Here is a 24,491-nt window from a genome sequence, read left to right on the forward strand (position 1 = left end):
CCGCGACCCCCGGCGTGACAGGCCGGTATTCTAACCGACTGAACTACCGCTCCGCGCCAATACACTACAGATTTCAGAAGGGTATGCTGTAGTGCGGCGGGAATGATACGGATAAGGTCTAAGTGCGTCAAATCTTTTTTTGCCGCTTTTGTTTATTCCTTAATCATCCGGTAATGAAAGTTCCAGAATGTCATCCGACTTGCTGTTTTTTTGCGCCGGTTTGCTGGTTTTCGCCGCAGGCATTTCGCTTTGTTGCAGCGCCGACAGATCCATCTGGTCTTTTTTCCCGGGCCATAAATCCTTCAATGTCCGGTCGGTCATCACCATCCAGACCGCCAAGCCCCCACCGCCAAGCAACAGAAGATTCAGCACAATAATCAGAGTCCATGGCGGTCCGCTGCCTTCTTTCGGCTCTACCGCTCCCTCCCCCTGGCTGACCTCTGGCGTTGTTTCTGCTGCAGCTGTCGGGGTTGCTTGTTGGCCTGAAGCCTCTGCGGAAGCAGGTTCAGGCTCTTTGGCAATAGCTTCAGCAAAAAAAGTAGCCTCGGGCAAATTGATGACTAAATCCCGGCCTGCATTGGTCTGGGCAAATAAGGTACTTTCCACTTTGTAATAGCCTGGCGCGAAGTTCACAATTTTTAGCACCCGCTCGTCCCCTGCGGCTTCACCTAAGGTAAAGCTCTGGATCTCATTATTGGGAAAACGAATTTTCCCCTGGAATGCCAGGGATTTAGGGTTAATCTCCGGATCTGCCAGCTTAAACGTCAGTAGATGCATCCCCCCTTCTGCTGTGGCTGGTTTTGCGATAAATTCTATCGGTGATTTATGCAGAATCACCGGCTCCTGCACCAGCTCTCTGGTATAAAGCGGCGTTTTCACAATGTACTTGGGCTGCCACTGACCTGGCACCATCTGCAAGCGGAACTCACCGGTAAAAATGCCGTCTCTGGGGCGCTCGTCAAAATTACGGCCATCGTCGGCAAAACTGGTGACTTCAACCACACCCGCACCGAAGTTTTCAAAATCGGCATTGTTACTGCTGATAAAGAGCACATCCAGCCTCAGTAAATCACGAAAATCCTTGGCCGCTATCGGCTCACCGCCATTGGTCAGTCGTGCTGTAACTTTGATCGTCTCTCCCACCATCAGATGGGCTGGCAAAGGGTCGACCTGCAGCTCGATATCGGTCAGCACCATAATGCGGCTTTCCGGCAGGATCTGCCCCAGCGCCTGCCAGGGGCCCGGCGTCGGATTTTTAATTTTGATCAGGTCATAACTCTGATCATCGTACCAATCCACCCCTTGCCGGGACGCATTGATTACATTAATTTTGCTGCCGTCCGGTTTCACCAGGATCACCGAAGCTGAACCGCGTTTGCGGAAAAATACCAGGGTGATTTCTGCCACTTCGTAATCAATCCGAAAGCGGTTATCCAATAAAGGAATTTGGTTCTTGTCATTCAACGGCGGCAACAAACTCAGACCTGTCGGGTCTGGCTGCTGTTCGGTCTGTTGTGCCAACGCCGGAAAAAAAATCAGCAACATCAGCAGGATCAGCTTCGCCACAGGCAGGCTCCTCCTTTTTTTTGCACCAGATCCAGCCGTTTTTCATGAGCTGTCAGCTCGTCATCGGCAGCAAAAATCACAGGCAAGGCCTTGGTTCGTTTTAACTGGCCACTGTTGCTGCTCTGCTGACCTGTACTGCGCTCTTCTGTAGCCAGGTTCAGGCTGACCTGACCACCTGTCATCGCCAGATAGACATCAGCCAGAATTTCGGCGTCAAGCAAAGCGCCGTGCAGCGTCCGGTGACTGTTATTAATGTCGTAGCGACGACACAAAGCGTCCAGATTATTTTTTTGGCCCGGATGCCGCTGCCGCGCCAGCATCAGGGTATCCAACACCCCACAAATGCTTTCGACTTTGCCAAGCGACGGTGTCAGCAGGTTAAATTCATGGTTGATAAACCCCACGTCGAACGCAGCGTTATGGATCACCAGTTCAGCCCCTTCAATGTACTGATAGAACTGCTGGGCGATATCACGAAACCTGGGTTTATCCAGCAGGTATTCATTGGTAATACCATGCACTGCTATGGCTTCGGCATCAATCAACCGATCCGGTTGCAGGTAAACATGAAAGTTATTGCCGGTCAGCCGTCGGTTAATGAGCTCAACACAACCAATTTCGATAATACGGTGGCCTTCCTGCGGGCTTAAACCTGTGGTTTCTGTATCCAGAACAATTTGGCGTTTTAACATTCTTCTTCGTATCAACGGCTGTTTTACGTTAGATTATACGCCGTTTTAGTTTGTGGGAAGCGATGATGCAGAAAACTGTAGCTATCTATACCGATGGCTCTTGTCTTGGTAACCCTGGGCCTGGGGGTTATGGTGTAGTCCTTATTTATCAGCAACATCGTAAAGAATTATCGGCCGGTTATCAGCAAACCACCAACAACAGGATGGAACTGATGGCCGCCATTGCCGGACTGGAATGCCTGACCAGACCCTGCACCATCGACTTAACGACCGACAGTCAGTATGTGCGGCTCGGTATTACTCAATGGCTGCAAAACTGGAAACGCAATAACTGGAAAACCAGCCAGAAAGAACCGGTGAAAAACAAAGACTTATGGCAACGGCTTGATGCGGCTTGCCAGCGTCATCAGGTGAGCTGGCACTGGGTGAAAGGCCATGCCGGCCATCCGGAGAACGAACGTTGTGATGAGCTGGCCCGACTGGCTGCAACAGAACAGGCTACCCTACCGGATGAAGGCTTTGTCAACCAACCAGCTTAACCGCGTTCAGACAAAGAATAAGGACGCGGCAAGCAACACCAGCACCAGCGCAAAAGCCCGTTTTAGCAGTTGCTGTGGCAAGTATTCAGACAGCAACACACCGGCCAGACTTCCCAAGGCCCCCAGCGCCCCCAACCAGAAAATACTGCTCCAGGGCAGATTGATGCCCTGCTGCAGCATCCAGTAGCTGTGACCGGCAAAGGCCAGCCAGCTCTGCAGGCAGATCAGCGCCAAACTGCAGGCGACCGCCGAGACCAATGGCAAACTGGTGACGGTCAGCAATAAAGGCACTATCAGAAAGCCGCCGCCAACCCCTACCAAACCTGTTAAGCCTCCGAGCATAAAAGCCACAACCGCCAAAGCCCAGCCGGAATGAAGAGGCCACTGCCATAACTTCTGCCGCCACATATTCAGCGCGCTCAACAGCATCAAAGCAGCCAGAATGAATAACTGCCAGTCAGCCGCCAGATAAACGGACAACCAGGTGCCGCAGGCCGTGCCAGCCAACGCTGGCGCCACAAAACGTTTCAGCAGCTTGAGTGGCACTCGTTTGCGCCACAAATAAGGCAACAAGGCGATCAGACTAATTTGTGCAACCACTCCGAGAGAGGCGGCTATCGCCACTTTTTCAGGCAAGTTCAGCAGATGAAGCAGCACGGGCACTGTCAGAATAGAGCCACCGGAACCCAGTAAACCAACAGCGGCGCCAATAATTAACGCTGCCAATAAGACCCAGACCGTCATAAAGCTCCTGCCGCTCTTAATAACCAAAAGAAATAATATGCTTCAATATAGGAATAAGCAATCATCCCTGGAATGGCGGGTAGAAAAAAGCCGGCATCAGCCGGCTTGGTCTCAGCAGAACCGGATTAAGGCTGAAGCATCGCTTCCACTTCTTTGATAAAGGCCGTATCGTCCGGCGCGGTGCGGCTACCAAAATGCTTCACGGTTTTTTCGTCAGCACTGACCAGATACTTGTTAAAGTTCCAGGACGGCTTTTCGCCGGTTTTGGCAATCAGCGCCTTAAAGACCGGGTTGGCGTCATCACCACGCACGGCGCTGGTGGAGAACATCGGAAACTTCACACCGTAATTGATGTAACAGACTTCGGCAGTCTTTTCTGCATCGTCATGCTCCTGCATAAAGTCATCGGACGGAAAACCTAACACAACCAGCCCTTTGTCCTGATATTTCTCCTGCAACGCCTGTAAGGCTTTAAACTGAGGGGTAAAACCACACTTGCTGGCGGTGTTGACGATGAGCAGGGTTTTGCCCTGATACGCCTCACATAAATCAACGGTTTCTTTGCTGCGCAGCTGTGGCATGGAATGGCTGAGGATTTCACCGCAGCTGTTGGCCAGCGCCATACCGCTGACACTCAGGCCGGCTATCAATAGAATCAGTTTCATGATGCATTCTCCTTGGTTCGTCTTCTATCTGCATACGCAGCTCAGACTGAATTGGATCTGTGCCAGCACTTATTGCACCAGCGCCAGTGCTTCCAGAATTTCACGTGGTTCCACTTCCGGGCCGTTTAACTGTTCGTCCCAGTTAGTGCCAATCAGCACGCCATCGTCATACATTTCCTGCAACCAGCCTTCCACAAACACATCCAACGGCACCGCTTCCGGATGGTATTCGGACCATTCTTCGCTGCAATGGGCCTGTGCGGCTTCTTTGGTCGACCAGACCGGCATCACGTCGGTGTCTTCAAAATCGACCGATTCCACCACCAGTAAATCTTCCCCGTTGGCCAGCACATAAACCACCGCGTGAGTTTTTGCATCGGCAATAAAGCCCTGAAATACCGGATCGTGACTGAATTCACCCATAACTGACTCCCTCAAAAAGCTGTTGATGCCTGCGCGCTATTACAGCAGATTTGCCTGGCAAACACGAATTTAATCTGGCGCAGGCTGCCGCATCCGAGAAAATCACGTACAATCCCTGCATTCTCATCCACTTGCACACAGCAGGAACTGATATGGCTCAGTACATTTACAGTATGTATCGGGTGTCCAAAGTGGTGCCGCCCAAGCGCACCATTTTAAAAGACATCTCTTTATCTTTTTTCCCTGGCGCGAAAATCGGCGTCTTGGGTTTAAACGGCGCCGGTAAGTCGACCTTATTGCGTATTATGGCCGGTGTCGACACCGAGTTTGAAGGCGAAGCCAAACCGCTGGCTGGCACCAAAATTGGTTACCTGCCGCAGGAACCACAACTGGACGAACAAAAAACTGTGCGTGAAGTGGTGGAAGAAGCCGTGGCCGATGTGAAAAACGCCCTGACCCGTCTGGACCAGGTGTATGCCGCTTATGCCGAAGAAAACGCAGACTTCGACGCTTTGGCCCGTGAGCAGGGCGAACTGGAAGCCATTATTCAGGCCAAAGATGGCCACAACCTGGACAACATCCTGGACCGCGCGGCCGATGCGTTGCGTCTGCCGCCCTGGGATGCGGTGATCAAACATTTATCCGGTGGCGAGCGCCGCCGTGTCGCCATCTGCCGCCTGCTGCTGGAAAAACCAGACATGCTGCTGCTGGACGAACCAACCAACCACCTGGATGCGGAGTCTGTGGCCTGGCTGGAGCGCTTCCTGCACGACTACCCGGGCACAGTGGTGGCCATTACCCACGACCGTTATTTCCTCGACAACGTGGCGGGCTGGATTTTAGAACTGGACCGCGGTGAAGGGATTCCATGGCAAGGCAACTACTCCAGCTGGCTGGAGCAAAAAGACGCCCGTCTGGAGCAGGAAGAACGGGCTGAAAACGCCCGCCAACGTTCCATTAAGCAAGAATTGGAATGGGTTCGCACCAACCCGAAAGGCCGCCATGCCAAATCCAAAGCCCGGATGGCCCGTTTCGAGGAACTGCAAAGCCAGGAATTCCAGAAACGCAACGAAACCAACGAGCTGTTTATTCCACCAGGGCCTCGCTTGGGTGACAAAGTGCTGGAAGTCAGCAACCTGCGTAAGTCCTTTGGCGACCGCGTGCTGATTGATGACTTAAGTTTCAGCATTCCCAAAGGCGCTATTGTTGGTATTATCGGCCCGAACGGTGCCGGTAAATCGACCTTGTTTAAGATGATCAGCGGCACCGAACAAGCCGATAGCGGCAGTATTTCTGTCGGTGACACAGTGCAACTGGCCAGCGTGGATCAGTTCCGCGACAAAATGAACCCGAAAAATACCGTCTGGCAGGAAATCTCCAACGGTCAGGACATGCTGCAAATCGGCACCTTTACCATTCCAAGCCGGGCTTATGTTGGCCGCTTTAACTTCAAAGGCAACGACCAGCAGAAGTTTATCGGCGAGCTCTCTGGTGGTGAGCGTAACCGGGTGCATTTGGCCGCGCTGCTCAAAGCCGGTGGCAACATGCTGCTGCTTGACGAACCAACCAACGATTTGGACGTTGAAACCCTGCGGGCACTGGAAAACGCACTGCTGGATTTCCCCGGCTGCGCCATGGTGATCTCGCACGACCGCTGGTTCCTCGACCGGATCGCCACCCATATTCTGGACTACCGGGATGAAGGCAAAGTGAATTTCTTCGAAGGCAACTACTCGGACTACGAGACCTGGATGAAAGCCACATATGGCGCGGACGCGATGCAGCCGCACCGTATTAAATACAAGAAAATCTAACGGCCTCTAAGGTTGGATAGAGCTAAAGGCGGGTGTTCAAACCCGCCTTTTTTATTTATTTTTTACAGACAAAGGCCAATTGTGTGGCGGTGCTATTAAAGGCAAAACGGCTGACTTCGGTTTTACACCAGGCGGATAAATCCAGGTACGGCTGCCAGCCTTTGGCGTTCTCTGCCCATTGAGATAACGATTCGCCTGAGCTTTGCAGGCGGTAGATACGCTGCCCAGCTGAGACCAGCAGTTGATCCGCTGTTAACCAGAGCAAATCCTGGCCGCCCTTTGGCAAAGCCAACTGCGTCGGGTAAAGCTTATTCGCGTCTGAAGCAAAAAACGTCAGCCGGCTTTCCCCCTGCTGCTGAGTCACAAAAGCCGCAACCCTGCCAGCGTCTGTCCAGCTGATACCACGGCCGACATTGGTCGCCAGCACAGTCAGGCTGCCGTTTGGAGCCAGATAGCGCATGGTATGGTTGTCTTCTTTGTCACCGAGGATAAACAACAAGGCGCTGTTCTGTGCCCCCCAGGCATGGTAGCCCACACCTTTGACTTCGGCGTTCAGCACCGACGCTTTGCCTTGCCAGTCAATTTTCCATAAGCGCTGGGTACCGTCGGCTTCGACCACTACAGTGGACAACCCCGAGCCATCCTGCAGCAGGGTTGGTGAATACTCACTTAAACTGGTTTCGGCCAACACGCCATGCTGCTTTTCGCGCAGCTGATAAAAACCAATATCGGTTTTATCTTGCGGTTGTTCCAGCGTGTAATACAGCGTGCCGCCATCTTTGCTGAAGGCCGGCTGGTTGATATACCCCACTTTAGGGCTGATCAGCTGTGCAGAGGCGATTTTCCCCTGCTGGATGTCGGCCAGGTAGAGATCAAATTGAGGCATCGCGGCCTGCGCAGTTGTTGCCAGCAGCCCAACCCAAAGTAATGATAAGCGCATAAGGTTCCCTGTTTCCTTTCTTGTGTTCAGTCCACTTTATCCTTTAAGGTAAAGCCCTGACAACGATAGAAAGTGACGGCTATGTCCCATAAGAATCCCATTATTGCCGTGACAGGTTCGTCCGGCGCAGGCACCACCACTACTACAGGCGCCTTTTCCCATATCTTCCGCTCCTTGGGGATGGACGCCGCTTTTGTCTCAGGTGACTGTTTCCACCGTTACAGCCGGCCTGAAATGGACCTGGCGGTGCGTAAAGCCAAAGAGCAAGGCAAACACATTAGTTATTTTGGTGTGGAGGCCAATGATTTCGGCGCTTTGGAACAGCTATTTGCCAGTTATGGCGAAACCGGCACCGGCAAAGTACGGCAATACCTGCATACCTTTGACGAAGCTGTGCCCTACAACCAACTTCCCGGCACTTTTACGCCCTGGCAGGATTTGCGCCCCAATACCGACTTATTGTTTTATGAAGGCCTGCATGGCGGTGTGGTGACTGAACAACACAATGTGGCGCAGCATGTGGATTTACTGATAGGCATGGTGCCTATTGTTAACCTGGAGTGGATCCAGAAAATTATCCGTGACACCAGCGAACGGGGTCACAGCCGTGAAGCCGTGATGGCCAGCATAGTGCGCAGTATGGATGATTACGTCACCCACATTACGCCACAGTTTTCCCGCACTCACATTAACTTTCAGCGGGTACCTACTGTCGACACCTCCAACCCGTTCAGCGCCAAAGACATTCCGTCTTTGGATGAAAGTTTTGTGGTGATCCGTTTTCGTGGCATCAAGCATGTCGATTTTCCCTATTACCTGCAGATGATCAACGGCGCTTTTATGTCGCGGGTCAATACGTTGGTGGTGCCGGGTGGCAAAATGGGGCTGGCGATGGAGCTGATTTTAACACCGCTGATTGAGCAGCTGCTGACCAAAAGACGGCAGGCACGCGGTCAAATCAACTGGCTGGAATAGTGTTGTCGTTGTGCGGAAAAACGCAAAAGCCAGGCAATCGCCTGGCTTTTTTGTCCACAGAAGAAAACGCCTTAATTCATTTCCGGCAAATTACGGCCATAAAAAATTTCACGCATTTCGCGTTTCACTTTTTTATTAATTACCCGACGCTCATCTTCGTTTAATGACTCAACACCCGTGCCAAACAGGTAGTTGTTCAGATCGTACTCTTTAAGCATCATCTTGGTGTGGAACAGGTTTTCCTGGTAGACGTTGACGTCCACCATCTGAAATGCCTGTTTGGTCTGCTCATCCATAAAGTTCTGAATGGAGTGAATAGGGTGGTCAATGTAATGCTTCACACCTTTGACATCGCGGGTAAAACCACGCACCCGGTAGTCAATGGTGACAATGTCAGATTCAAAGCTGTGGATCAGGAAGTTCAATGCTTTGAGTGGTGAAATCAAACCACAGGTGGACACTTCAATATCGGCGCGGAAGGTGCAAATGCCATCATGTGGATGCACCTCCGGATAGGTGTGCACACAGATATGGCTTTTATCCAGATGCGCCACCACAGAATCCGGCAATGGACCCGGATTTTCTGAGTTGTCCGGAGAACCTTCAATAGGTTCTTCACAGACCAGAATGGTGACACTGGCGCCTTGTGGGTCGTAATCCTGACGTGCCACATTCAGAATGTTGGCGCCGATAATATCGACCACTTCACTTAAAATATCAGTCAGCCGATCCGCGTTGTATTGCTCATCAATATAGGAAATATATTCCTGGCGATGCTGCTCGGTTTTGGCATAACAAATATCGTAAATGCTAAAACTCAGGCTTTTAGTCAGATTGTTAAAGCCATGCAGTTTTAATTTTTCAAAAGGTTTAACCACTTATTCTTTACCCTAAGTTGGCCGGTAAGGCTCCGGTACATTGCAAATCAAACCAGCCGCGGCTGGCCTGTGTTAATCAGCGTCAGGCTGGAAACTGGCCTGCTTCACGCTGAACGAATGTGTCACTTCCACTGCTTTGGATAACATAATAGACACTGAACAGTATTTTTCCGCCGACAGGTTCACCGCACGTTCCACGTGTTTTTCACTGACGTCAAAGCCCGTGACTTCAAAATGCAGGTGAATTTTGCTGAACACACGTGGCACAGTGTCCACCCGCTCACCGGTCAGAATCACTTCGCAGCCGGTCACCTGCTGGCGGGCCTTTTTCAGAATACTGACCACGTCCACTGAGGAACAGGTCCCCGCAGCCATCAGCACCATTTCCATCGGGCTTGGTGCGGCGCTGTCGTCTTTATTGGCATCAAACACCACATTATGGCCACTGGCGGAACGACCCACGAAAGTTTCGTCACCGACCCATTTCACTTTGGCTTGCATAAAAATCCCGCTATCTGCTGCAGAAAGAGGGCCGTATTCTACGGAAAACAAGGGGGGTGGAAAAGAAAAATCTCCGCCTGACAGCGAAGGAAACAGAGGGTTAATCCATCAAGTCGGCAATGGCGTTGTCAAACAGGTTCTTAATCAGCAATGCAACTTCCTGGATCAACTCAGTCTGCTGGGCTGTGGCCGGACGACTCAGTACCGAAGCTAACACTTCCTGAAAATCATACATAATACCGTCCACCTCACGCACAATCAGGCTGCGGTGGTTCATTTCAAGTTCAGTGTGTTGGGTACAGAGCTGGATAATCTGCTCTGCAATGGCTTCTTCCAGTACTTCGCCCAAGGTTTTACCAGAAGCGCTGTTGTCTCCACGCTCGAATAAAGCCAAATTTTCCGTCAAAAACTGGATCAGATGTTCGTACCCTGGCTTATCAGTCACCATAAAACGCTGCTACCCCTGAGCTGATTTGTCTGAGCAAATCCGGTTTGTCGTGCAGACAATAGGCTGAAAACACGGATAAGTGAGTGTCATTTAAGCAAATTTTTTTTCAGAAAACAAATCGGGGCCACAGGCCCCGACACTTAAATTTTAAGTTTGCCTCAGAATTCCAAACCTGGCGACAAGGTTGCCGGAAGCTGTACCGAATCAAGTTCCACTGAAGCCACAGGGTAAGCACAATAATCTGCCGCATAATAAGCACTGGCTCTGTGATTGCCGCTGCCGCCTATCCCCCCAAAGGGGGCTGCTGAACTGGCACCGGTGATGGGCCGGTTCCAGTTGACAATACCAGCGCGGATTTTGCGGAAAAACTGCTGATACAGCTCTGCGTTGTCCGACAGCAAACCAGCTGAAAGCCCATAACTGGTTTGATTGGCCAGGTGCAACGCCTGGTCAAAATCAGCATAACGGAACACTTTCAGTAAAGGACCAAAATGCTCCTGATCCGGCATAGTGCTGATGCTGGTGCACTCCAGAATACCAGGGCTTAACATGGCCGGACTCGCAGGCAGTGGCTGCATTTCCAGCAGCACTTCAGCCCCCAGCGCCACTAACTGCTGCTGAGCCTGCAGCAACTGCCCAGCCGCTTTCACCGAGATCAGGGTCCCCATAAAAGGCTGATGGTCGTCATCATAGAACCCAACCTTTAACCTGGCTGTGACGTCAAGTAAACGGGCCAAAATTGCGTCGCCTTCGGCTGATTGTGGTAAATACAGGCGACGGGCACAGGTACAGCGCTGGCCGGCAGACAAAAACGCAGACAGAATAATGTCATGCACGGCTGCATCGATGTTGTTGACCTGCTCGACAATCAATGGGTTGTTGCCGCCCATTTCCAGCGCCAGAATTTTATGTGGCTGGCTGGCAAACTGCTGATGCAGGTAATGGCCTGTGCCAGAACTGCCGGTGAAAAACAAACCGTCAATATCGGGATGACTGGCCAGCGCTTTGCCGGTATCGATTTCCCCTTGCAGCAAGTTCAGCACACCGGCAGGTAAGCCAGCCTGTTGCCACAACTGCACGGTCAGCTCCGCCACTTTGGGGGTCAGCTCACTGGGCTTAAACACCACTGTATTGCCCGCCAGCAAGGCAGGGACTATATGGCCGTTTGGTAAGTGGCCCGGGAAATTGTAAGGGCCAAACACCGCCACCACCCCATGAGGTTTATGCCGAACCCATGCTTTGCCTTGTGGCATTGGGTTTTCCCGGACGCCGGTACGCTCGAGATAAGCTTTGGCGGAAATTTCAATTTTGCCGATCATGGCGGCTACTTCAGTGCGGCTTTCCCATAAAGGTTTGCCGGTTTCACTGGCAATACAGAATGCCAGCTGATCTTTGTGTGCTTCCAACTGACGGCCGTACTGGCGCACCAGCTCCAGCCGCTGCTCAAAACTCCAGTCTGCCCACACTTCAAAGGCTGCCCGCGCGGCATGCACGGCCAAAGCCACCTGCTCTGGCCCAGCACTGTGCCCTTGCCAGATTTGCTGTTGTTTAGCCGGGTCGAACGACGAAAATACCTGACCAGTGCCGGCTTGCCACTGCCCCTCAATAAACTGTACCTGTTGCATCTTTGAATCCTGCTTAAATCCGGGCGACCCGCACCCAATCTCCGTTTTGAACCTGCAGCAGCTGAGCTGTTGCAGCCGGCACCGTGACCACAGTGTCATCTTCCCGCAGTGGCAGATAAAGCCAGCTGGCCCGGAAGTTCTGCAAGCTGGTATTGCAGATCATCCAGGGTTGCCCGCCCTGCACCTCGCCAATACGTACTTGCAGACGACGGCTGTTCCGCACACTGCGGATATGCTCCACTTTGGCTTCCACCGTCGGACCTGCGTCAAAAATGTCGACATAACCTGTGTTGGAGAAGCCTTCCGATTGCAGCATGGCCAGCGCGGGCCGGGTTTTGTCATGCACTTTGCCAATCACCGCCTGCGCTTCTTTGCTGAGCAGGCTGACGTAAATCGGGTACTTCGGCATCAGCTCTGCAATAAACACCTTCTGACCTATACCCGTCAGGTAATCGGCGGTCGGGAAGTCGACCGAAAAAAAGCTGTCCTGCAGCCACTGCCAGAATGGTGAGTTACCGGCTTCATCCGATACACCACGCATTTCAGCAATGACCCGTTCTGCAAAACGCTGACGGAATTCGGCCATAAATAAAAAGCGGATTTTGGACAACAGCTTACCGGCATTGTTTTTGCGGCTGTCTTCGCGGACAAACAAAGTACAAAGCTCAGAAACTCCGGTGTAATCATTACAAAGTGTCAGAATATCGACCGCTTTGTATACCCCTAAAGCCCGTGAGCTGTGCACCACTTTACCAAGATGATAATGGTAAAAAGCATCCTCCAGGCCAACTGCGGCTTCAATGGCACTGGTCCCCAGCACCCGGCCAGTGTCGGAATCCTGCAGCACAAACAGATACCCCTCGTCACCGGGGCATTGAATAGTTTTGGCGAACGAAGCCTCAGAACGGTTGATCTTCCGTTGCAGCAATTCTTCATTGACTGGCAAGGAGGTAAAACCATGCCCTGACTCCACGGCTATTTCGTAGAGTTCAGGGTAATCTTCGGCTCGGATTGGGCGAATCAGCAACATGGTCGCTTGCTCCAGTTTTTTTGCTTCAGTGGCGTTCTGTGACGCCGTTATTTTTGCTTTAAATTTTTTATACCCGCGCCAAGAAAGCGAACGCTTCATCGACAACGGGCAAAAGCTTGGACAGCCCAGTCTTACTGCTGGTTCAGTACCTGTGCCACAGCTTTGGCAAAACGTTGCATCCCCTCGATGATGTCCTGCTCTGGGATCACCAATGAAGGAGCAAAACGGATCACATCCGGCCCTGCGACCAAAGCCAATAAGCCCTGATCAGCCGCCGCCAGGAAAAACTCGCGAGACCGGCCTTTATACTGTTCAGAGAGAACAGCACCCAGCAACATGCCCTGACCCCGTATTTCACTGAACAGCTGGTACTTTTCGTTAATGGCAGCCAGTTCACGACGGAACCACTGCTCGCGTTGAAGCACGCCTTGCAGCACCTCCGGCGTATTGATGGTATCCAAGGCTGCTTCAGCCACCGCACAAGCCAGCGGGTTCCCGCCATAAGTACTGCCATGCGTACCTACTTTTAAATGGCTGGCAATAGCCGTCGTGGTCAGCATGGCGCCCACAGGGAAACCGCCGCCTAACGACTTGGCCGTGGTCAGAATATCGGGAGTCACATCGCTGTGCATATAGGCATACAGCTTGCCGGTCCGGCCCACGCCAGTCTGCACTTCGTCATAAATCAGCAAGGCTTTGTGCTGATCGCACAACTGACGTACCCCACGCAAAAAGGCAGCATCGGCGGGAATAATGCCGCCTTCCCCTTGCACAGGCTCGAGGATCACGGCGCAGGTATTGTCTGACATCAGCGCTTTTAAGCTGTCCAGATCATTGTATTGAGCGTGATCAATGGCGGCAGGCTTAGGGCCAAAACCGTCGGAATAAGAAGCCTGACCACCGACCGTCACCGTAAAAAAAGTGCGGCCGTGAAAGCTTTTGCCAAAAGAGATAATCTGTTGTTTTTGCTCACCAAAGTTTTCCAAAGCCCAGCGCCGCGCCAGTTTCAGCGCCGCTTCATTTGCTTCAGCACCGGAATTGGCAAAATAGACCTTTTCCGCAAAAGTGGCATCCACCAGCTTTTTCGCCAGCCGCAAGGCCGGTTCGTTGGTCATCACATTCGACAGATGCCACAGCTGATCGGCCTGATGTTTCAGTGCTGACACCAGAGCAGGATGGCAGTGCCCCAAAGCGTTTACCGCTATACCCCCGGCAAAATCGACATACTCACGGCCTTGCTGGTCCCAGACTCTGGAACCCAGACCACGCACCGGGATCATAGGTGCGGGCGCATAATTGGGAACCATCACCTCGTCAAACAGTGACCGCCCGACCTGCATATATTCAGCCATATTCATATTCCTCTGGTTTTTTTGGCGGACGTCTCAGGCGCAACTCCTTGCGTCCGCATGGATGCTGTTGTTGGCATTATTGCAGATAAAAAATGAAAAGTCTTGCAGCGGAAATTGACGCTAAGCCTTGAAAATTAAGGCTTAGCGCTAGATTTGCAGGGCTTTTGAATAACTAGGCAATTTAGGGAAACAATGGGTTTTCTGTTTGCTTCTGCTCAGAACATCAGCACAGGCAAGGCCATTCAGCCGGTAGCTGAAACAGTGCTGACCGCACCAAGCTGAATTTTTATTCAAACTGTAATTTTCGTAAATCCGTTTGTGCCAGCGCTTTGCGCAGCGCCGTATGAATCTCATACTGGTCCAGATAGCGAACCGCCTCGTCCATCACCAGCTTGTGATCATTCAGTAAAAACTTTACCTGCACAAAACAATTGGCCTGCAGCAGTACCCGGGTTAAATCCATGCAGCTCTGATAAGGCGTATTGTCAGCCAGTTGATCCAACAATGCCGCCAGCGGCAGACGCTTTAATTGCCAGCGGGACACCAGGTCCGCACTGATAATGGCGGCAAACTCTTCAATTCCACTGGACAGGAAACCGGCGTCAGCATCCAGAATTTCCAGAGCGTCAATTAATTCAACATCCCGGGCATCCTGCGCCCGCTTCTGTTCGTTCAGCTTCACCTGCTTGTAACTGCGCAGGTAATTGCGGATCACCACCATATGGCCCAAGGTCTGGAATAATGCCGCACAAAACGCGACGAAGGCATTCTGCCCCTGTTCCTCGGCAATCTTTCTGGCCGCTATAGCTGTGGCCAGCGAATAATCCCATATCTTGGTTTTAAACTGGACAAAAGGTTCAGTGGAATGCGGAATACAACGCCGAAATGCATAAACGGGGACCAGCGACTGCAAGGCTTCAATGCCTAAAAAACGCAAGGCCGTCTTCACATCTTTCACCAGATTGGCACTGCCAATTTTGCTACGGTATCGCGGCGAATTGATCAGACGCAGAATATCTTCCGTCAGCCAGTCGATGGCAGAAATAAGTGGATCCAGCTGGTTTAACGTGACCGCTTTGGCACTCAGCGCGTCCAGCAAAGGCGCAAATCCTGGTCCCAGATCAAACAATGAACTGCTGATCACTTCAATGCTGCTTAAACGCTGCAACATTTCCTGCGCCACCTCGTCATGCAGGTGCGCCTGGGTGAAATCCAGAAACATGCTTTTGGCATTGGCGTCGGACTGACGGGCTTCCATGGCTTTGCGTTCAATATCCAGCATGGGCCTGTGGTTTTGCTGCGCCGCCAGCTTTTTGCTGTAACGCAGCCTTTTCTGATTTGGATCCACACCAATCAAATTATCGACAAACAATTGTTCTAACGGACTAAACGACATGAGGCCTCAGAAATTTTCGGGACTGTGACTGCAGTTTTTATCATTATGCTTCAGTCTATCTGCTTGTGTCAGAAAATTCTGCAATAACTGATGCCCTTGTTCCGTTAATATGGCTTCGGGATGAAATTGCACCCCCGCCAGCGGCAGATGCTTGTGTTGTAAGCCCATAATCTCACCGGACTCTGTCCAGGCCGTGATCTCGAAACAGTCAGGCAGGCTTTCCCGCTCCACCAGTAAAGAATGGTAGCGGGTGACGCTCAAGGGGCTATTCAGGCCCGTAAAAAGCCCGGTCCCAAGATGGCCTATCGGGCTGTTTTTACCATGCATCACCTGTGGCGCTCGCACCACTGTGGCACCAAACACCTGAGCTATCGCCTGATGACCCAGACAGACCCCTAAAATAGGCAACTGACCGGCGAAATGCCGGATCGCATCCAGCGAAATACCAGCCTGATCCGGGCTACAGGGGCCCGGCGAAATCACCAGATAATCAGGTTTCATCGCGGCAATCTGGGTCAGGCTGACTTCATCATTGCGGCGAACCAACACCTGCTGCCCCAGTTCAGCAAAGTACTGAACCAGGTTATAGGTAAAAGAATCGTAGTTATCCAGCAGCAGTAACATCAGGCAGGTAACACAAAACCTACGGCGTCATACACCTGTTTCAGCGTAGTGGCAGCACGGGCTCTGGCCTGTTCGGCGCCCTGGCGCAGCACCTGGTTCATCAGGTTTTGGTCCGCACGTATTTCTTTGAATTTCTGCTGCACAGGTTCCAGCAGTGCAATCACCGCATCCGCCACATCCGTTTTCAGGTGACCGTACATTTTGCCTTCGTACTCTGACACCAGGACCTCAATGGATTTGCCGGTCACCCCACTTAAAATACTCAGCAGGTTGGCCACACCGGCTTTGTTTTCCAGATCAAAATACACCCGTGGCGGGTCGTCAGAATCAGTCATCGCCTTTTTGAATTTTTTGCTGATCATTTTCGGATCTTCCAACAGCCCTACGAAGTTCCAGGGGTTCTCATCCGACTTGGACATTTTTTTCGTTGGGTCCTGCAGGCTCATCACCCGGGCCGCCACAGGCGGGATATAAGGTTCTGGCACCACAAAGGTATCACCGTGCAAGGCATTAAACCGCATTGCCACATCACGGGCCAGTTCCAGATGCTGTTTCTGATCATGACCTACCGGTACCTGATGGGCGTTGTACACCAGAATGTCAGCGGCCATTAACACAGGGTAAGTAAACAAACCGGCATTGACGTTATTGCTGTGGCGCTCTGACTTATCCTTAAACTGGGTCATCCGACTCAGTTCACCAAACTGGGTGTAACAGTTCAGCACCCAATTCAGCTGGCTGTGCTCTGGCACATGGCTTTGCATAAAAACAGTTGAACGTTTTGGATCAATACCACAAGCCAAATACAGCGCCAGACTGTCTAACGAGGCATTCCGCAGCGCCTGTGGCTCTTGACGAACCGTAATAGCATGCAGGTCCACAATGCAGTACAGGCAATCATAGTCATCCTGCATCTTGTCCCACTGCCGCAACGCGCCCAGATAATTGCCAATAGTGAGCTGACCAGAGGGCTGAGCGCCACTCAATACTGTAGGTTTCGAGGCTGAAGAAACTGCAGACATTTAACTTTCCTGTACGTATTGCCGGATCGCCTGCGGCAACTGACGAAAATCGTGCAGTACCAGGTCCGGCTGACTAAGTTCGATGGATTGGCCGTGATTATACCCGTAGCTCAGGGCAAATACAGGCAAAGCGGCCGCTCTGGCGGCAAATATATCGTTTTCAGAATCCCCCACCAGCAACAGCTGGGCAGGCAACAGCTGTTCCAGTTCCGCCAACTTGTACAGCATATCTGGCGCAGGTTTGGCGTGTGGCACATCATCGGCACAGACCAGCTGAGAAAAGTAAGGGGCTATGCCAAGGCTGTGTAATAAAGGCTGGCTGAACTGACGGGGTTTGTTTGTCGTGACCGCCAAACGGTAACTTTGACTCAACTCTGACAGCACCTCTTTTACCCCTGGAAACAACACAGTGTATTGACCATTGGTCTGATGGTAGGACTCAATAAAAAGTGCTTTCGCTCGCTCCAGCAGCTCGGGAGCCACCCAGGATGGCTGCATGGCCCCGGTCAGAGCACGTTTAAGCAGCATCTGCATCCCATTTCCCAGCCAGTGCTGCACCTGTTCCAGAACCACCTGAGGCAAGCCGAGTTCAGACAAAGTCTGATTTAACGCAGGCAGAATATCAGGTGCACTGTCAACCAGAGTGCCGTCCAAATCAAAAGCAATACAGCGAAGGGACGTCACTTTGCCTGCACCTTGGCCAACTCCGAGCGCATCTGCGCAATCACTGCCTGATAGTCCGGCTGGGCAAATATGGCTGAGCCCGCCACAAAGGTATCTGCGCCTGCCGCAGCAATGTCTGCAATATTGTCCTGTTTGACCCCGCCATCCACCTCCAGCCGGATCGACAGACCCGATTGATCAATTAAGGCGCGGGCCTGTTCCAGCTTTTTTAAGGTGGACGGAATGAAAGACTGCCCCCCAAAACCCGGATTCACCGACATCAGCAGCACCAGGTCCACCTTATCCAGTACATAGTCCAGATAACTCAAGGGAGTGGCCGGGTTAAACACCAGACCGGCCTGACAGCCCTGCTGACGGATCAGCTGTAAAGTCCGGTCGATATGACGTGAAGCTTCAGGATGAAAACTGATGATGGACGCACCGGCCTGGGCAAATGCCGGTACCAGACTGTCGACATTTTCAACCATCAAATGCACATCTATAGGTGCCTTGATACCGTAATTGCGCAAAGCCTGACACAGCATTGGGCCAAAGGTCAGATTCGGCACATAGTGGTTGTCCATCACATCAAAATGCACCAGATCCGCTCCTGCTGCCAGTACAGCAGACACATCCTGGCCCAAACGGGCAAAATCGGCGGATAAAATTGAAGGAGCTATCCAGAAAGGCTGACGCATCTGATTTCCATGAGCAAAGACTACAGAGGTCCAGACTTTACTGAATTTACTGGAAAAAATCACCTGTCAGGTCGGCCCCATTTCTGCACAAAAAGCAGGCGACAACGCACCAAAACTGGACATTAATTCTGCATGCAACTAAAGCATATATGTCATCTAGATGATTTATAAAGATTTTTAGCTATGGCACAGAAATGGAATAACCTGAACGGGAACTATCAGATAAGGGCATATAACATGACAAAAACATCCAGTATGGGAAAACACGCAACAAGTCGTTGGTTAAAGCTGAGTTTGCTGGCTACTGCATTGACCGCCAGCCTGTCTGCCAATGCAGCCACGCTGAGCGGTAATGTGGCTTTGACATCCGATTATTTATTCCGTGGTATTTCACAAACCGACGAAGGCCCGGCTATTCAGGGTGGTTTTACTTTAGCTGGCGAATCCGGTTTCTACCTGTCCACCTGGGGTTCCAACATTAAGTTTGGTGAAGGCAGCATGGAACTGGATGTGCTGGTTGGCTGGACTGGTGCGCTGAATGAAGAATGGAGCATTGATGTTGGCGCCATGGAATACATGTACCCGGAAGGAGACAATGGCGAGACTGAGTTTAACTTCTATGAAGGTTACGCCAAGTTCTTTTATGACAAATGGACCCTGGGCCTGGCTTACTCGCCGGATTATTTTGGTGCCGGTGTGGATGACTACTATTATCTGTCGGCCGACTACAAATACCCGTTGGTAGAAAGCATGGCGCTGGATCTGCACTTCGGCTACAACGCCTTTGAAGACGCCGCAGAGTTTGAAACCTTTCTGGCGGCCGGCCCAACCACTGATGATTCGTACATTGACTGGAGTGTTGGCTTAAGTGGCGAAATCCTCGGTGCCGGCGTTGCAGTCAAGTACGCCGATACCAGCGTTGACGATTCAGCCGAATGTTATTTATGTGACAGCCGTATTGTACTGACGGTCAGCAAAAGCTTCTGATCCGGCATCCTGGGCTGGTCCGCCTGGCGGACCAGTGCCACCCTCAGGTCTTTCTGCGCTGAACATAAGTTAACCAGTTGTATACATCGCTAAAGTTGAGTATGATTCGGCACACTTATTGACCAGCGAGGATCGCAGATGAAAACCCGTTCAAAGCTCCGTTTCGGTGCCTTGGTAGCCATCGCTGCAGCTGCTCTGCTGGTTGTCCAGATTAAAAATCCTCTTTTGGCGCCTTGTGTTGCACAGTTTTCCGCCGACAGCAGCCTGAACACCGAATGCCAGCCACAGCAAAGCTGGTTCAACTGGTTACAGGGCAACAGCCGCTCCACTCAGTTTCACTTTGTCGACCTGTTGGAGTTGTTAAACAGATTCAGTCACAGCAGGAACTGAAGTGGCTGGCCCTTCGCTGAAGCAGCTGGGTAAAGCCGTTTTAGGTGCTCTGATTGGTGTGCAGTCTGAACAACAGCGTCAGGCCGATTTCGAACAAAAATCCATCTGGCCTTATTTGATCGCCGGTATTTTAGTCACAGCTCTGTTTGTCACAGTGTTACTGTTGATTGTCACCACTGTGCTGTCCTGACGGGCCTGGTACAAGGCAAATAATTCGGCAACCTTGCCCCTGCTGCTGCCTTTCTGGCTAATGGAACGCCCCACCTGCAATGAACTTAAGCCGGAGTTTTCATACAACTTGCGAGTCAGCGTGGTGTCATGGTTGCTGATCAAGACTGTCATGCCATCCCGCTGTGCCTGTTCGGCCAGATTAGCCAACTGCGCCTGATCATCCAGATTAAAACTGTTTTTGGCATAAGACGTAAAACTGGCAGTGCGGCTCAGTGGTACGTAAGGCGGGTCGCAATAAACCACGGCCGGTGCTTTCAGGCTGGCAAACAGCTGCTCATAGGACATACAGACAAAACGGGCCCGTTGCGCTTTTTCTGCAAAAAACCACAATTCTTGCTCCGGAAAGTAGGGTTTTTTGTAGCTGCCAAAAGGCACATTAAATTTACCGCTGCTGTTGTAACGGCATAAACCGTTATAACCATGCCGGTTCAGGTACAAAAATAATAAGGATCGCTCGTAGCTGTCCTGGCTCTGATTAAACTGCTCCCGAAACGCCAGATAACTGCTCTTCTGATTGGCGCTGTCATTAAACAGCCCCGCAGCATCCTGAATATAAGCCTGTGGCCGTTGCTGCAACAGCTGGTACAAATGGATCAGATCAGCATTGATATCATTGAGCAGATAAGCCGGATAATCAGTGTTCAGAAACACCGAACCTGCGCCAACAAAAGGTTCGACTAACAATGGGCCAGCCGGCAGTTGCTGACGGATGGCATCCACCAGATTAAATTTGCCACCTGCCCATTTCAGAAAAGCCCGGCTTTTGCCTGCTTTGTCAGAAGCATTTTTATTGGCCGGCAAAATTTCGGATCTCCCGCTGGATGTCGGTCAGGCTCTTCACAAAAGGGGTTTGCTGTCGTAACTCTTCCGGCAGGGTCTTCACCTGCTGCCGGGCCGCAGTGCCATTGACATAGGACGCGGACACCACCACAAACTGGTTTTTGCCCTGCTGCTGACGCTGGTACAGTTGCAGATTCAGGTTTTTATATTTGTTGATAAAGCCTCGTGCGGCACTCAATTGTGAATAGACGCCAAGCTGAATGGCCACAGTGTCTGGCAACATCGCCAGCAATACCTGTTCATCCAGACCTGATGCCTTGTCGCTGGTCGCGGGTTTGGCTGCATTTTCTTCGGCCATTTCAGCCAGAAGTTCATCATTCTGAGACACCGCAGCTTGTTGCACTTCTGCCGCTTGGACTGGTGCTTGCTGAACCTGCTCAGGTACAGGTTGTGGTTCCGGCTCCGACGCAACAGGCTCCGGGATCGCGGTTTCATCCTGAGCAGCAGCCGGGCTGTCTGCCTGAGGTTCTGTCGCGGCCGTGTCGGTTGCCACGCTGCTGACCACTTGCTGCGGCTGCTGTTCAACCTCTGCCTGTTCAGTGACGGCCTGTTCAGGCTCAGCCACTTGGGTTGCAGGGGCTGCCGTTTTCGGCAGCGCCATCTGCGGCATTGCGTTATCACTGAAGGCTGGCCTGCTGATGGTCCCCACTTCGGTGCCTTTGGCTGTTTTTGCCTGCTCCAGCTGGTCCTGCACATCCGGGCCTTTTACCACAGGTACGGACACAGCCAAACGCTGCTCAGAAGTCGCGCTGGCACTGGCATTCGGGTAATGTGGGACCAGGTCTGGGGCGACCGGCTGGCGGAATTGCTGTTCCGACCAAAGCCAGAACATCACCACAGCCGCAATAAGACTGAAACCTATGCTCATCACCAGAAAAGGTGAAAAAAACTGACCGGAAGCGGTGGAGGCTTTCACAGGCGCATGAGCTGTTCTTGGCGGCCGGACTTCAGTTTCAAACGACAGATTCTGTTCCTGCTCGGTCCGAATCGCCCTTAAACCTACAGGATCAGAGTTGTCCTGAGTGCTGATAAAGACCGGGACTTCCTCGTCGTCATCCACTGAGCTAAAGCCCGTTTGGACAGCCTGTTGTGGTGCTTTGACTTTGTGTTCGGCTTTAAACTGGCGCTGGACCGGGTTACGGGAAAGCCCAACAAACAACAGATGCAAGTCGCCGGCACAATCATCGATTCGCTCCAGCACTTCACGCTCAGGCAACCCATAAGGCAACAAGAGATCGCGCAGCTCCTGCTCCGTGACAGGCAACAGATGCATCGCCAGACGGATTTCAGTTTTCGGCTGCAACACCGAAATAAACACACTGACCGGTAATTGCTGCACCAATTGCCAGCATTCATCAGACAGTTGGTCTGCATCGTCAATCAGCAGTAAAAATGGCTCTTTCGGCTGCAGCTGGGCAAAAAATTCCGGTAAAGCCCGTGGCAAAGGCTGCACACCAAACCAGTGCTGCTGCATCACTTTGAGCATATCCACCGGTTTCAGGCCCGGTTCGGCCTGCAGCAGTGCCAGATTAAAATGTTCAGAGCAAATTTCGGCCAGCGCCAGCATCAGGGTGCTTTTGCCACTGCCGCTGCTACCGATCAGTTGCAACCGTTCCGGCCGGTTAAATTCCAGTTGCAGCAATAAGCGTTGCAGTAACTGACGCTGAGAGTCCAGCAAACCGGAGTGCTGAGTCAGACGCTGTTGAAGTGCAGGTTTGTTCATAAACTGAAGATAGTCAGTAGTTCAGATTCAGTGACATTGTCGACAATAGCACTTTGCCCTAAAGCCACAGGTAAAATAAAGCGCATTTTACCTGCCTGTACTTTTTTGTCGGTTTTCATATAAGGCATAAAGTCCTGAATGCGCATGCCTTCAGGTGGTACCACAGGCAAATCAAAGGCCTGCAACAATAAAATGATCCGCTCCAGCTCATCTGAGCTTAAACCACCGCGGCTGTGTGCAACCCTGGCAGCCATCACCATTCCAGCTGCCACAGCTTCACCGTGCAACCAGTCGCCATACCCCAGGTGCGCTTCAATGGCATGACCAAAGGTGTGACCTAAATTCAGCAGCGCCCGTTCGCCCTGCTCTGTTTCATCCCGGCTGACAATATCGGCTTTCATCTGGCAGCAATGCCGGATCATCTCTGCCAGTACTGCTTTATCTCTGGCCTGGATGGCCTGCTGCTGCTGTTCCAGCCAGTTGAAAAACGCCAGGTCGGCAATTAAGGCATACTTCACCACTTCTGCCATACCGGCCGCAAACTCAGGTTTGGGTAGGGTATCCAGCACTGAGGTATTGATCAGCACCAGCTCTGGTTGCTTAAAAGCGCCGATCATATTTTTGCCCAGTGGGTGGTTCACCGCAGTTTTTCCGCCGACAGAGGAATCCACCTGAGACAATAAAGTGGTGGGAACTTGCACAAAACGCACACCACGCTGGTAGCAGGCTGCGACAAAACCCGTTAAATCACCAATGACACCGCCGCCCAATGCTACAAGCAGAACGTCACGGTTGATTTTATGCTCCAGCAAAAAGCAGAGCGCCTGCTCAAAAGAGCTCAGGGTTTTGTAGGCTTCACCATCGGGAATAAGAAAATGGCGTACTTCAGCCTGGCTGAACAGCGCCTGCACAGGCTCAAGGTATAAATCAGCCACCAGCGGATTGGAGATAATCACCACCTGCCGGGCTGCTGGCAGCATCGGCTGCAGGTCTTGCTGAAATAACCCGGATTGGATCAGGATAGGGTAGCTGCGCTCTCCAAGTTGGACTTCAACTTTTTGCATTCACAGCTCTCCTTTCCTGTCAGTAGTCGTCGTTAAAAACCCAGTTGTTCAACAATCTGGTTGGCCACGGCACGGGCACTCTGCTCGTCGGTCCGGATCGTGAAATCGGCGATTTCTTCGTACAGCGGATTACGTTCATCGGCCAGACGCACCAGCACTTCGCGTGGTTCTTCTTTGGTCTGCAATAATGGACGGCGTTTATCCCTTTGGGTACGGGCCACTTGTTTTTCGATCGGGGTTTCCAGATACACCACTATGCCACGTGCCGACAAACGGTTACGTGTTTCTTTGCTTAACACTGAACCACCACCAGTGGCCAGCACAATGCCTTGTAATTCGGTCAGATCCGAAATCACGTTCTCTTCGCGGACACGGAATCCTTCTTCACCTTCCAGATCGAATACCCAGGCAATGTCTGCACCTGTGCGGCGTTCTATTTCCTGATCAGAGTCGTAGAATTCTAAATGAAGCATTTCTGCTAAATGACGGCCAATTGTACTTTTACCTGCACCCATTGGGCCTACAAGGAAGATATTGCGTTTTTCTGCCATACGTAATGCTGCTGCGCTAACTTTGAAGGTTAATTATCAGGACGCGAAAGCTCCCACGAAAATTTGAAGCGGTGAATTATGTCAGCAATGGCTTTGGCTTGGCAAGCGAA

At 51.8% G+C, this 24,491-nt stretch carries 26 protein-coding genes; 5 read left to right on the top strand and 21 right to left on the bottom strand.

Annotated elements, in window-relative coordinates; genetic code table 11:
- Nucleotides 1–159 precede the first annotated feature (159 nt).
- Both WKJ03_RS10430 and dnaQ read right to left on the bottom strand, forming a co-directional pair.
- Nucleotides 160–1,566 carry a TIGR03503 family protein gene (locus WKJ03_RS10430; protein ID WP_337842142.1) on the bottom strand — a complete coding sequence of 469 codons (1,407 nt, stop codon included), beginning with the start codon at nt 1,564–1,566 and terminating at the stop codon, nt 160–162.
- On the bottom strand, nt 1,554–2,258 hold the full coding sequence (dnaQ, locus tag WKJ03_RS10435; RefSeq protein WP_337842143.1) for a DNA polymerase III subunit epsilon: 705 nt from the start codon (nt 2,256–2,258) through the stop codon (nt 1,554–1,556). Before dnaQ ends, WKJ03_RS10430 begins: the two co-directional genes overlap by 13 nt.
- Nucleotides 2,259–2,323: 65 nt before the next feature.
- On the opposite strand from dnaQ, the gene rnhA reads away from it, so the two are divergent.
- Entirely contained in the window at nt 2,324–2,797 is a 474-nt protein-coding gene (gene rnhA / locus WKJ03_RS10440) for a ribonuclease HI (protein ID WP_337842144.1), read from the top strand.
- Nucleotides 2,798–2,803: 6 nt separating this feature from the next.
- On the opposite strand, the gene WKJ03_RS10445 is transcribed toward rnhA, so the two are convergent.
- The 3 genes from WKJ03_RS10445 to WKJ03_RS10455 form a co-directional block, all read right to left on the bottom strand.
- On the bottom strand, nt 2,804–3,541 hold the full coding sequence (locus tag WKJ03_RS10445) for a sulfite exporter TauE/SafE family protein (protein ID WP_337842145.1): 738 nt from the start codon (nt 3,539–3,541) through the stop codon (nt 2,804–2,806).
- A 125-nt stretch (nt 3,542–3,666) separates the two neighbouring features.
- Complete coding sequence (locus tag WKJ03_RS10450) at nt 3,667–4,206, bottom strand: glutathione peroxidase (protein ID WP_337842146.1); 540 nt, start codon at nt 4,204–4,206, stop codon at nt 3,667–3,669.
- 69 nt (nt 4,207–4,275) lie between these two features.
- Nucleotides 4,276–4,629 (bottom strand): DUF2750 domain-containing protein, encoded by a 354-nt coding sequence (locus WKJ03_RS10455; protein WP_337842147.1) that lies wholly within the window; start codon nt 4,627–4,629, stop codon nt 4,276–4,278.
- A 152-nt stretch (nt 4,630–4,781) separates the two neighbouring features.
- Between WKJ03_RS10455 and ettA the strand changes: the two genes are divergently transcribed.
- On the top strand, nt 4,782–6,443 hold the full coding sequence (ettA, locus tag WKJ03_RS10460) for an energy-dependent translational throttle protein EttA (RefSeq protein WP_337842148.1): 1,662 nt from the start codon (nt 4,782–4,784) through the stop codon (nt 6,441–6,443).
- Between the two features lie 55 nt (nt 6,444–6,498).
- Here ettA and WKJ03_RS10465 read toward each other — a convergent pair whose 3' ends face one another.
- Nucleotides 6,499–7,383 (bottom strand): hypothetical protein, encoded by an 885-nt coding sequence (locus WKJ03_RS10465; protein WP_337842149.1) that lies wholly within the window; start codon nt 7,381–7,383, stop codon nt 6,499–6,501.
- 81 nt (nt 7,384–7,464) lie between these two features.
- Here WKJ03_RS10465 and WKJ03_RS10470 point away from each other — a divergent pair, with 81 nt between their 5' ends.
- On the top strand, nt 7,465–8,358 hold the full coding sequence (locus WKJ03_RS10470) for a phosphoribulokinase (RefSeq protein ID WP_337842150.1): 894 nt from the start codon (nt 7,465–7,467) through the stop codon (nt 8,356–8,358).
- A 71-nt stretch (nt 8,359–8,429) separates the two neighbouring features.
- Here the strand turns inward: WKJ03_RS10470 and speD are convergent, their stop codons facing one another.
- The 11 genes from speD to rpe form a co-directional block, all read right to left on the bottom strand.
- The gene (gene speD / locus WKJ03_RS10475; protein ID WP_337842151.1) at nt 8,430–9,236 is read right to left on the bottom strand and encodes an adenosylmethionine decarboxylase; all 807 of its coding nucleotides are present in this window, start codon (nt 9,234–9,236) and stop codon (nt 8,430–8,432) included.
- A gap of 72 nt (nt 9,237–9,308) precedes the next feature.
- Nucleotides 9,309–9,737 (bottom strand): OsmC family protein, encoded by a 429-nt coding sequence (locus WKJ03_RS10480; protein ID WP_337842152.1) that lies wholly within the window; start codon nt 9,735–9,737, stop codon nt 9,309–9,311.
- A gap of 100 nt (nt 9,738–9,837) precedes the next feature.
- On the bottom strand, nt 9,838–10,185 hold the full coding sequence (locus WKJ03_RS10485; RefSeq protein ID WP_337842153.1) for a DUF3802 family protein: 348 nt from the start codon (nt 10,183–10,185) through the stop codon (nt 9,838–9,840).
- A 158-nt stretch (nt 10,186–10,343) separates the two neighbouring features.
- Entirely contained in the window at nt 10,344–11,810 is a 1,467-nt protein-coding gene (gene astD, locus WKJ03_RS10490; RefSeq protein ID WP_337842154.1) for a succinylglutamate-semialdehyde dehydrogenase, read from the bottom strand.
- Nucleotides 11,811–11,823: 13 nt separating this feature from the next.
- Complete coding sequence (gene astA, locus WKJ03_RS10495; protein ID WP_337842155.1) at nt 11,824–12,840, bottom strand: arginine N-succinyltransferase; 1,017 nt, start codon at nt 12,838–12,840, stop codon at nt 11,824–11,826.
- A gap of 131 nt (nt 12,841–12,971) precedes the next feature.
- Nucleotides 12,972–14,192: an aspartate aminotransferase family protein gene (locus WKJ03_RS10500; protein ID WP_337842156.1), complete on the bottom strand. Its 1,221-nt coding sequence runs from the start codon at nt 14,190–14,192 to the stop codon at nt 12,972–12,974.
- Nucleotides 14,193–14,478: 286 nt separating this feature from the next.
- On the bottom strand, nt 14,479–15,588 hold the full coding sequence (locus tag WKJ03_RS10505; RefSeq protein WP_337842157.1) for an HDOD domain-containing protein: 1,110 nt from the start codon (nt 15,586–15,588) through the stop codon (nt 14,479–14,481).
- Nucleotides 15,589–15,594: 6 nt separating this feature from the next.
- The gene (locus WKJ03_RS10510) at nt 15,595–16,212 is read right to left on the bottom strand and encodes an aminodeoxychorismate/anthranilate synthase component II (RefSeq protein WP_337842158.1); all 618 of its coding nucleotides are present in this window, start codon (nt 16,210–16,212) and stop codon (nt 15,595–15,597) included.
- Nucleotides 16,212–17,234, bottom strand: a complete 1,023-nt coding sequence (trpS, locus tag WKJ03_RS10515; protein WP_337842159.1) for a tryptophan--tRNA ligase — start codon at nt 17,232–17,234, stop codon at nt 16,212–16,214. The genes WKJ03_RS10510 and trpS overlap by 1 nt, the downstream gene beginning before the upstream one ends.
- Nucleotides 17,235–17,918, bottom strand: a complete 684-nt coding sequence (locus WKJ03_RS10520) for a phosphoglycolate phosphatase (protein WP_337842160.1) — start codon at nt 17,916–17,918, stop codon at nt 17,235–17,237.
- Complete coding sequence (gene rpe, locus WKJ03_RS10525) at nt 17,915–18,595, bottom strand: ribulose-phosphate 3-epimerase (protein ID WP_337842161.1); 681 nt, start codon at nt 18,593–18,595, stop codon at nt 17,915–17,917. The genes WKJ03_RS10520 and rpe overlap by 4 nt, the downstream gene beginning before the upstream one ends.
- Before the next feature lie 237 nt (nt 18,596–18,832).
- On the opposite strand from rpe, the gene WKJ03_RS10530 reads away from it, so the two are divergent.
- The gene (locus tag WKJ03_RS10530) at nt 18,833–19,582 is read left to right on the top strand and encodes a TorF family putative porin (RefSeq protein ID WP_337842162.1); all 750 of its coding nucleotides are present in this window, start codon (nt 18,833–18,835) and stop codon (nt 19,580–19,582) included.
- 138 nt (nt 19,583–19,720) lie between these two features.
- Nucleotides 19,721–19,972 carry a hypothetical protein gene (locus WKJ03_RS10535; RefSeq protein ID WP_337842163.1) on the top strand — a complete coding sequence of 84 codons (252 nt, stop codon included), beginning with the start codon at nt 19,721–19,723 and terminating at the stop codon, nt 19,970–19,972.
- A 111-nt stretch (nt 19,973–20,083) separates the two neighbouring features.
- Here WKJ03_RS10535 and WKJ03_RS10540 read toward each other — a convergent pair whose 3' ends face one another.
- The 4 genes from WKJ03_RS10540 to aroK are packed head-to-tail and all read right to left on the bottom strand — an operon-like array spanning nt 20,084 to nt 24,381.
- Nucleotides 20,084–21,004, bottom strand: a complete 921-nt coding sequence (locus WKJ03_RS10540) for a Dam family site-specific DNA-(adenine-N6)-methyltransferase (protein WP_337842164.1) — start codon at nt 21,002–21,004, stop codon at nt 20,084–20,086.
- A complete protein-coding gene (locus WKJ03_RS10545) occupies nt 20,991–22,766 on the bottom strand; it encodes an SPOR domain-containing protein (protein ID WP_337842165.1) in 1,776 nt (591 codons plus the stop codon). The genes WKJ03_RS10540 and WKJ03_RS10545 overlap by 14 nt, the downstream gene beginning before the upstream one ends.
- Nucleotides 22,763–23,830, bottom strand: coding sequence for a 3-dehydroquinate synthase (gene aroB / locus WKJ03_RS10550; protein ID WP_337842166.1), 1,068 nt, complete (start codon nt 23,828–23,830; stop codon nt 22,763–22,765). Before aroB ends, WKJ03_RS10545 begins: the two co-directional genes overlap by 4 nt.
- Before the next feature lie 32 nt (nt 23,831–23,862).
- Nucleotides 23,863–24,381, bottom strand: a complete 519-nt coding sequence (gene aroK, locus WKJ03_RS10555) for a shikimate kinase AroK (RefSeq protein WP_337842167.1) — start codon at nt 24,379–24,381, stop codon at nt 23,863–23,865.
- Between the last annotated feature and the right edge of the window lie 110 nt (nt 24,382–24,491).

The sequence above is a fragment of the Rheinheimera sp. genome, from assembly GCF_037442525.1.
GTDB lineage: Bacteria > Pseudomonadota > Gammaproteobacteria > Enterobacterales > Alteromonadaceae > Pararheinheimera.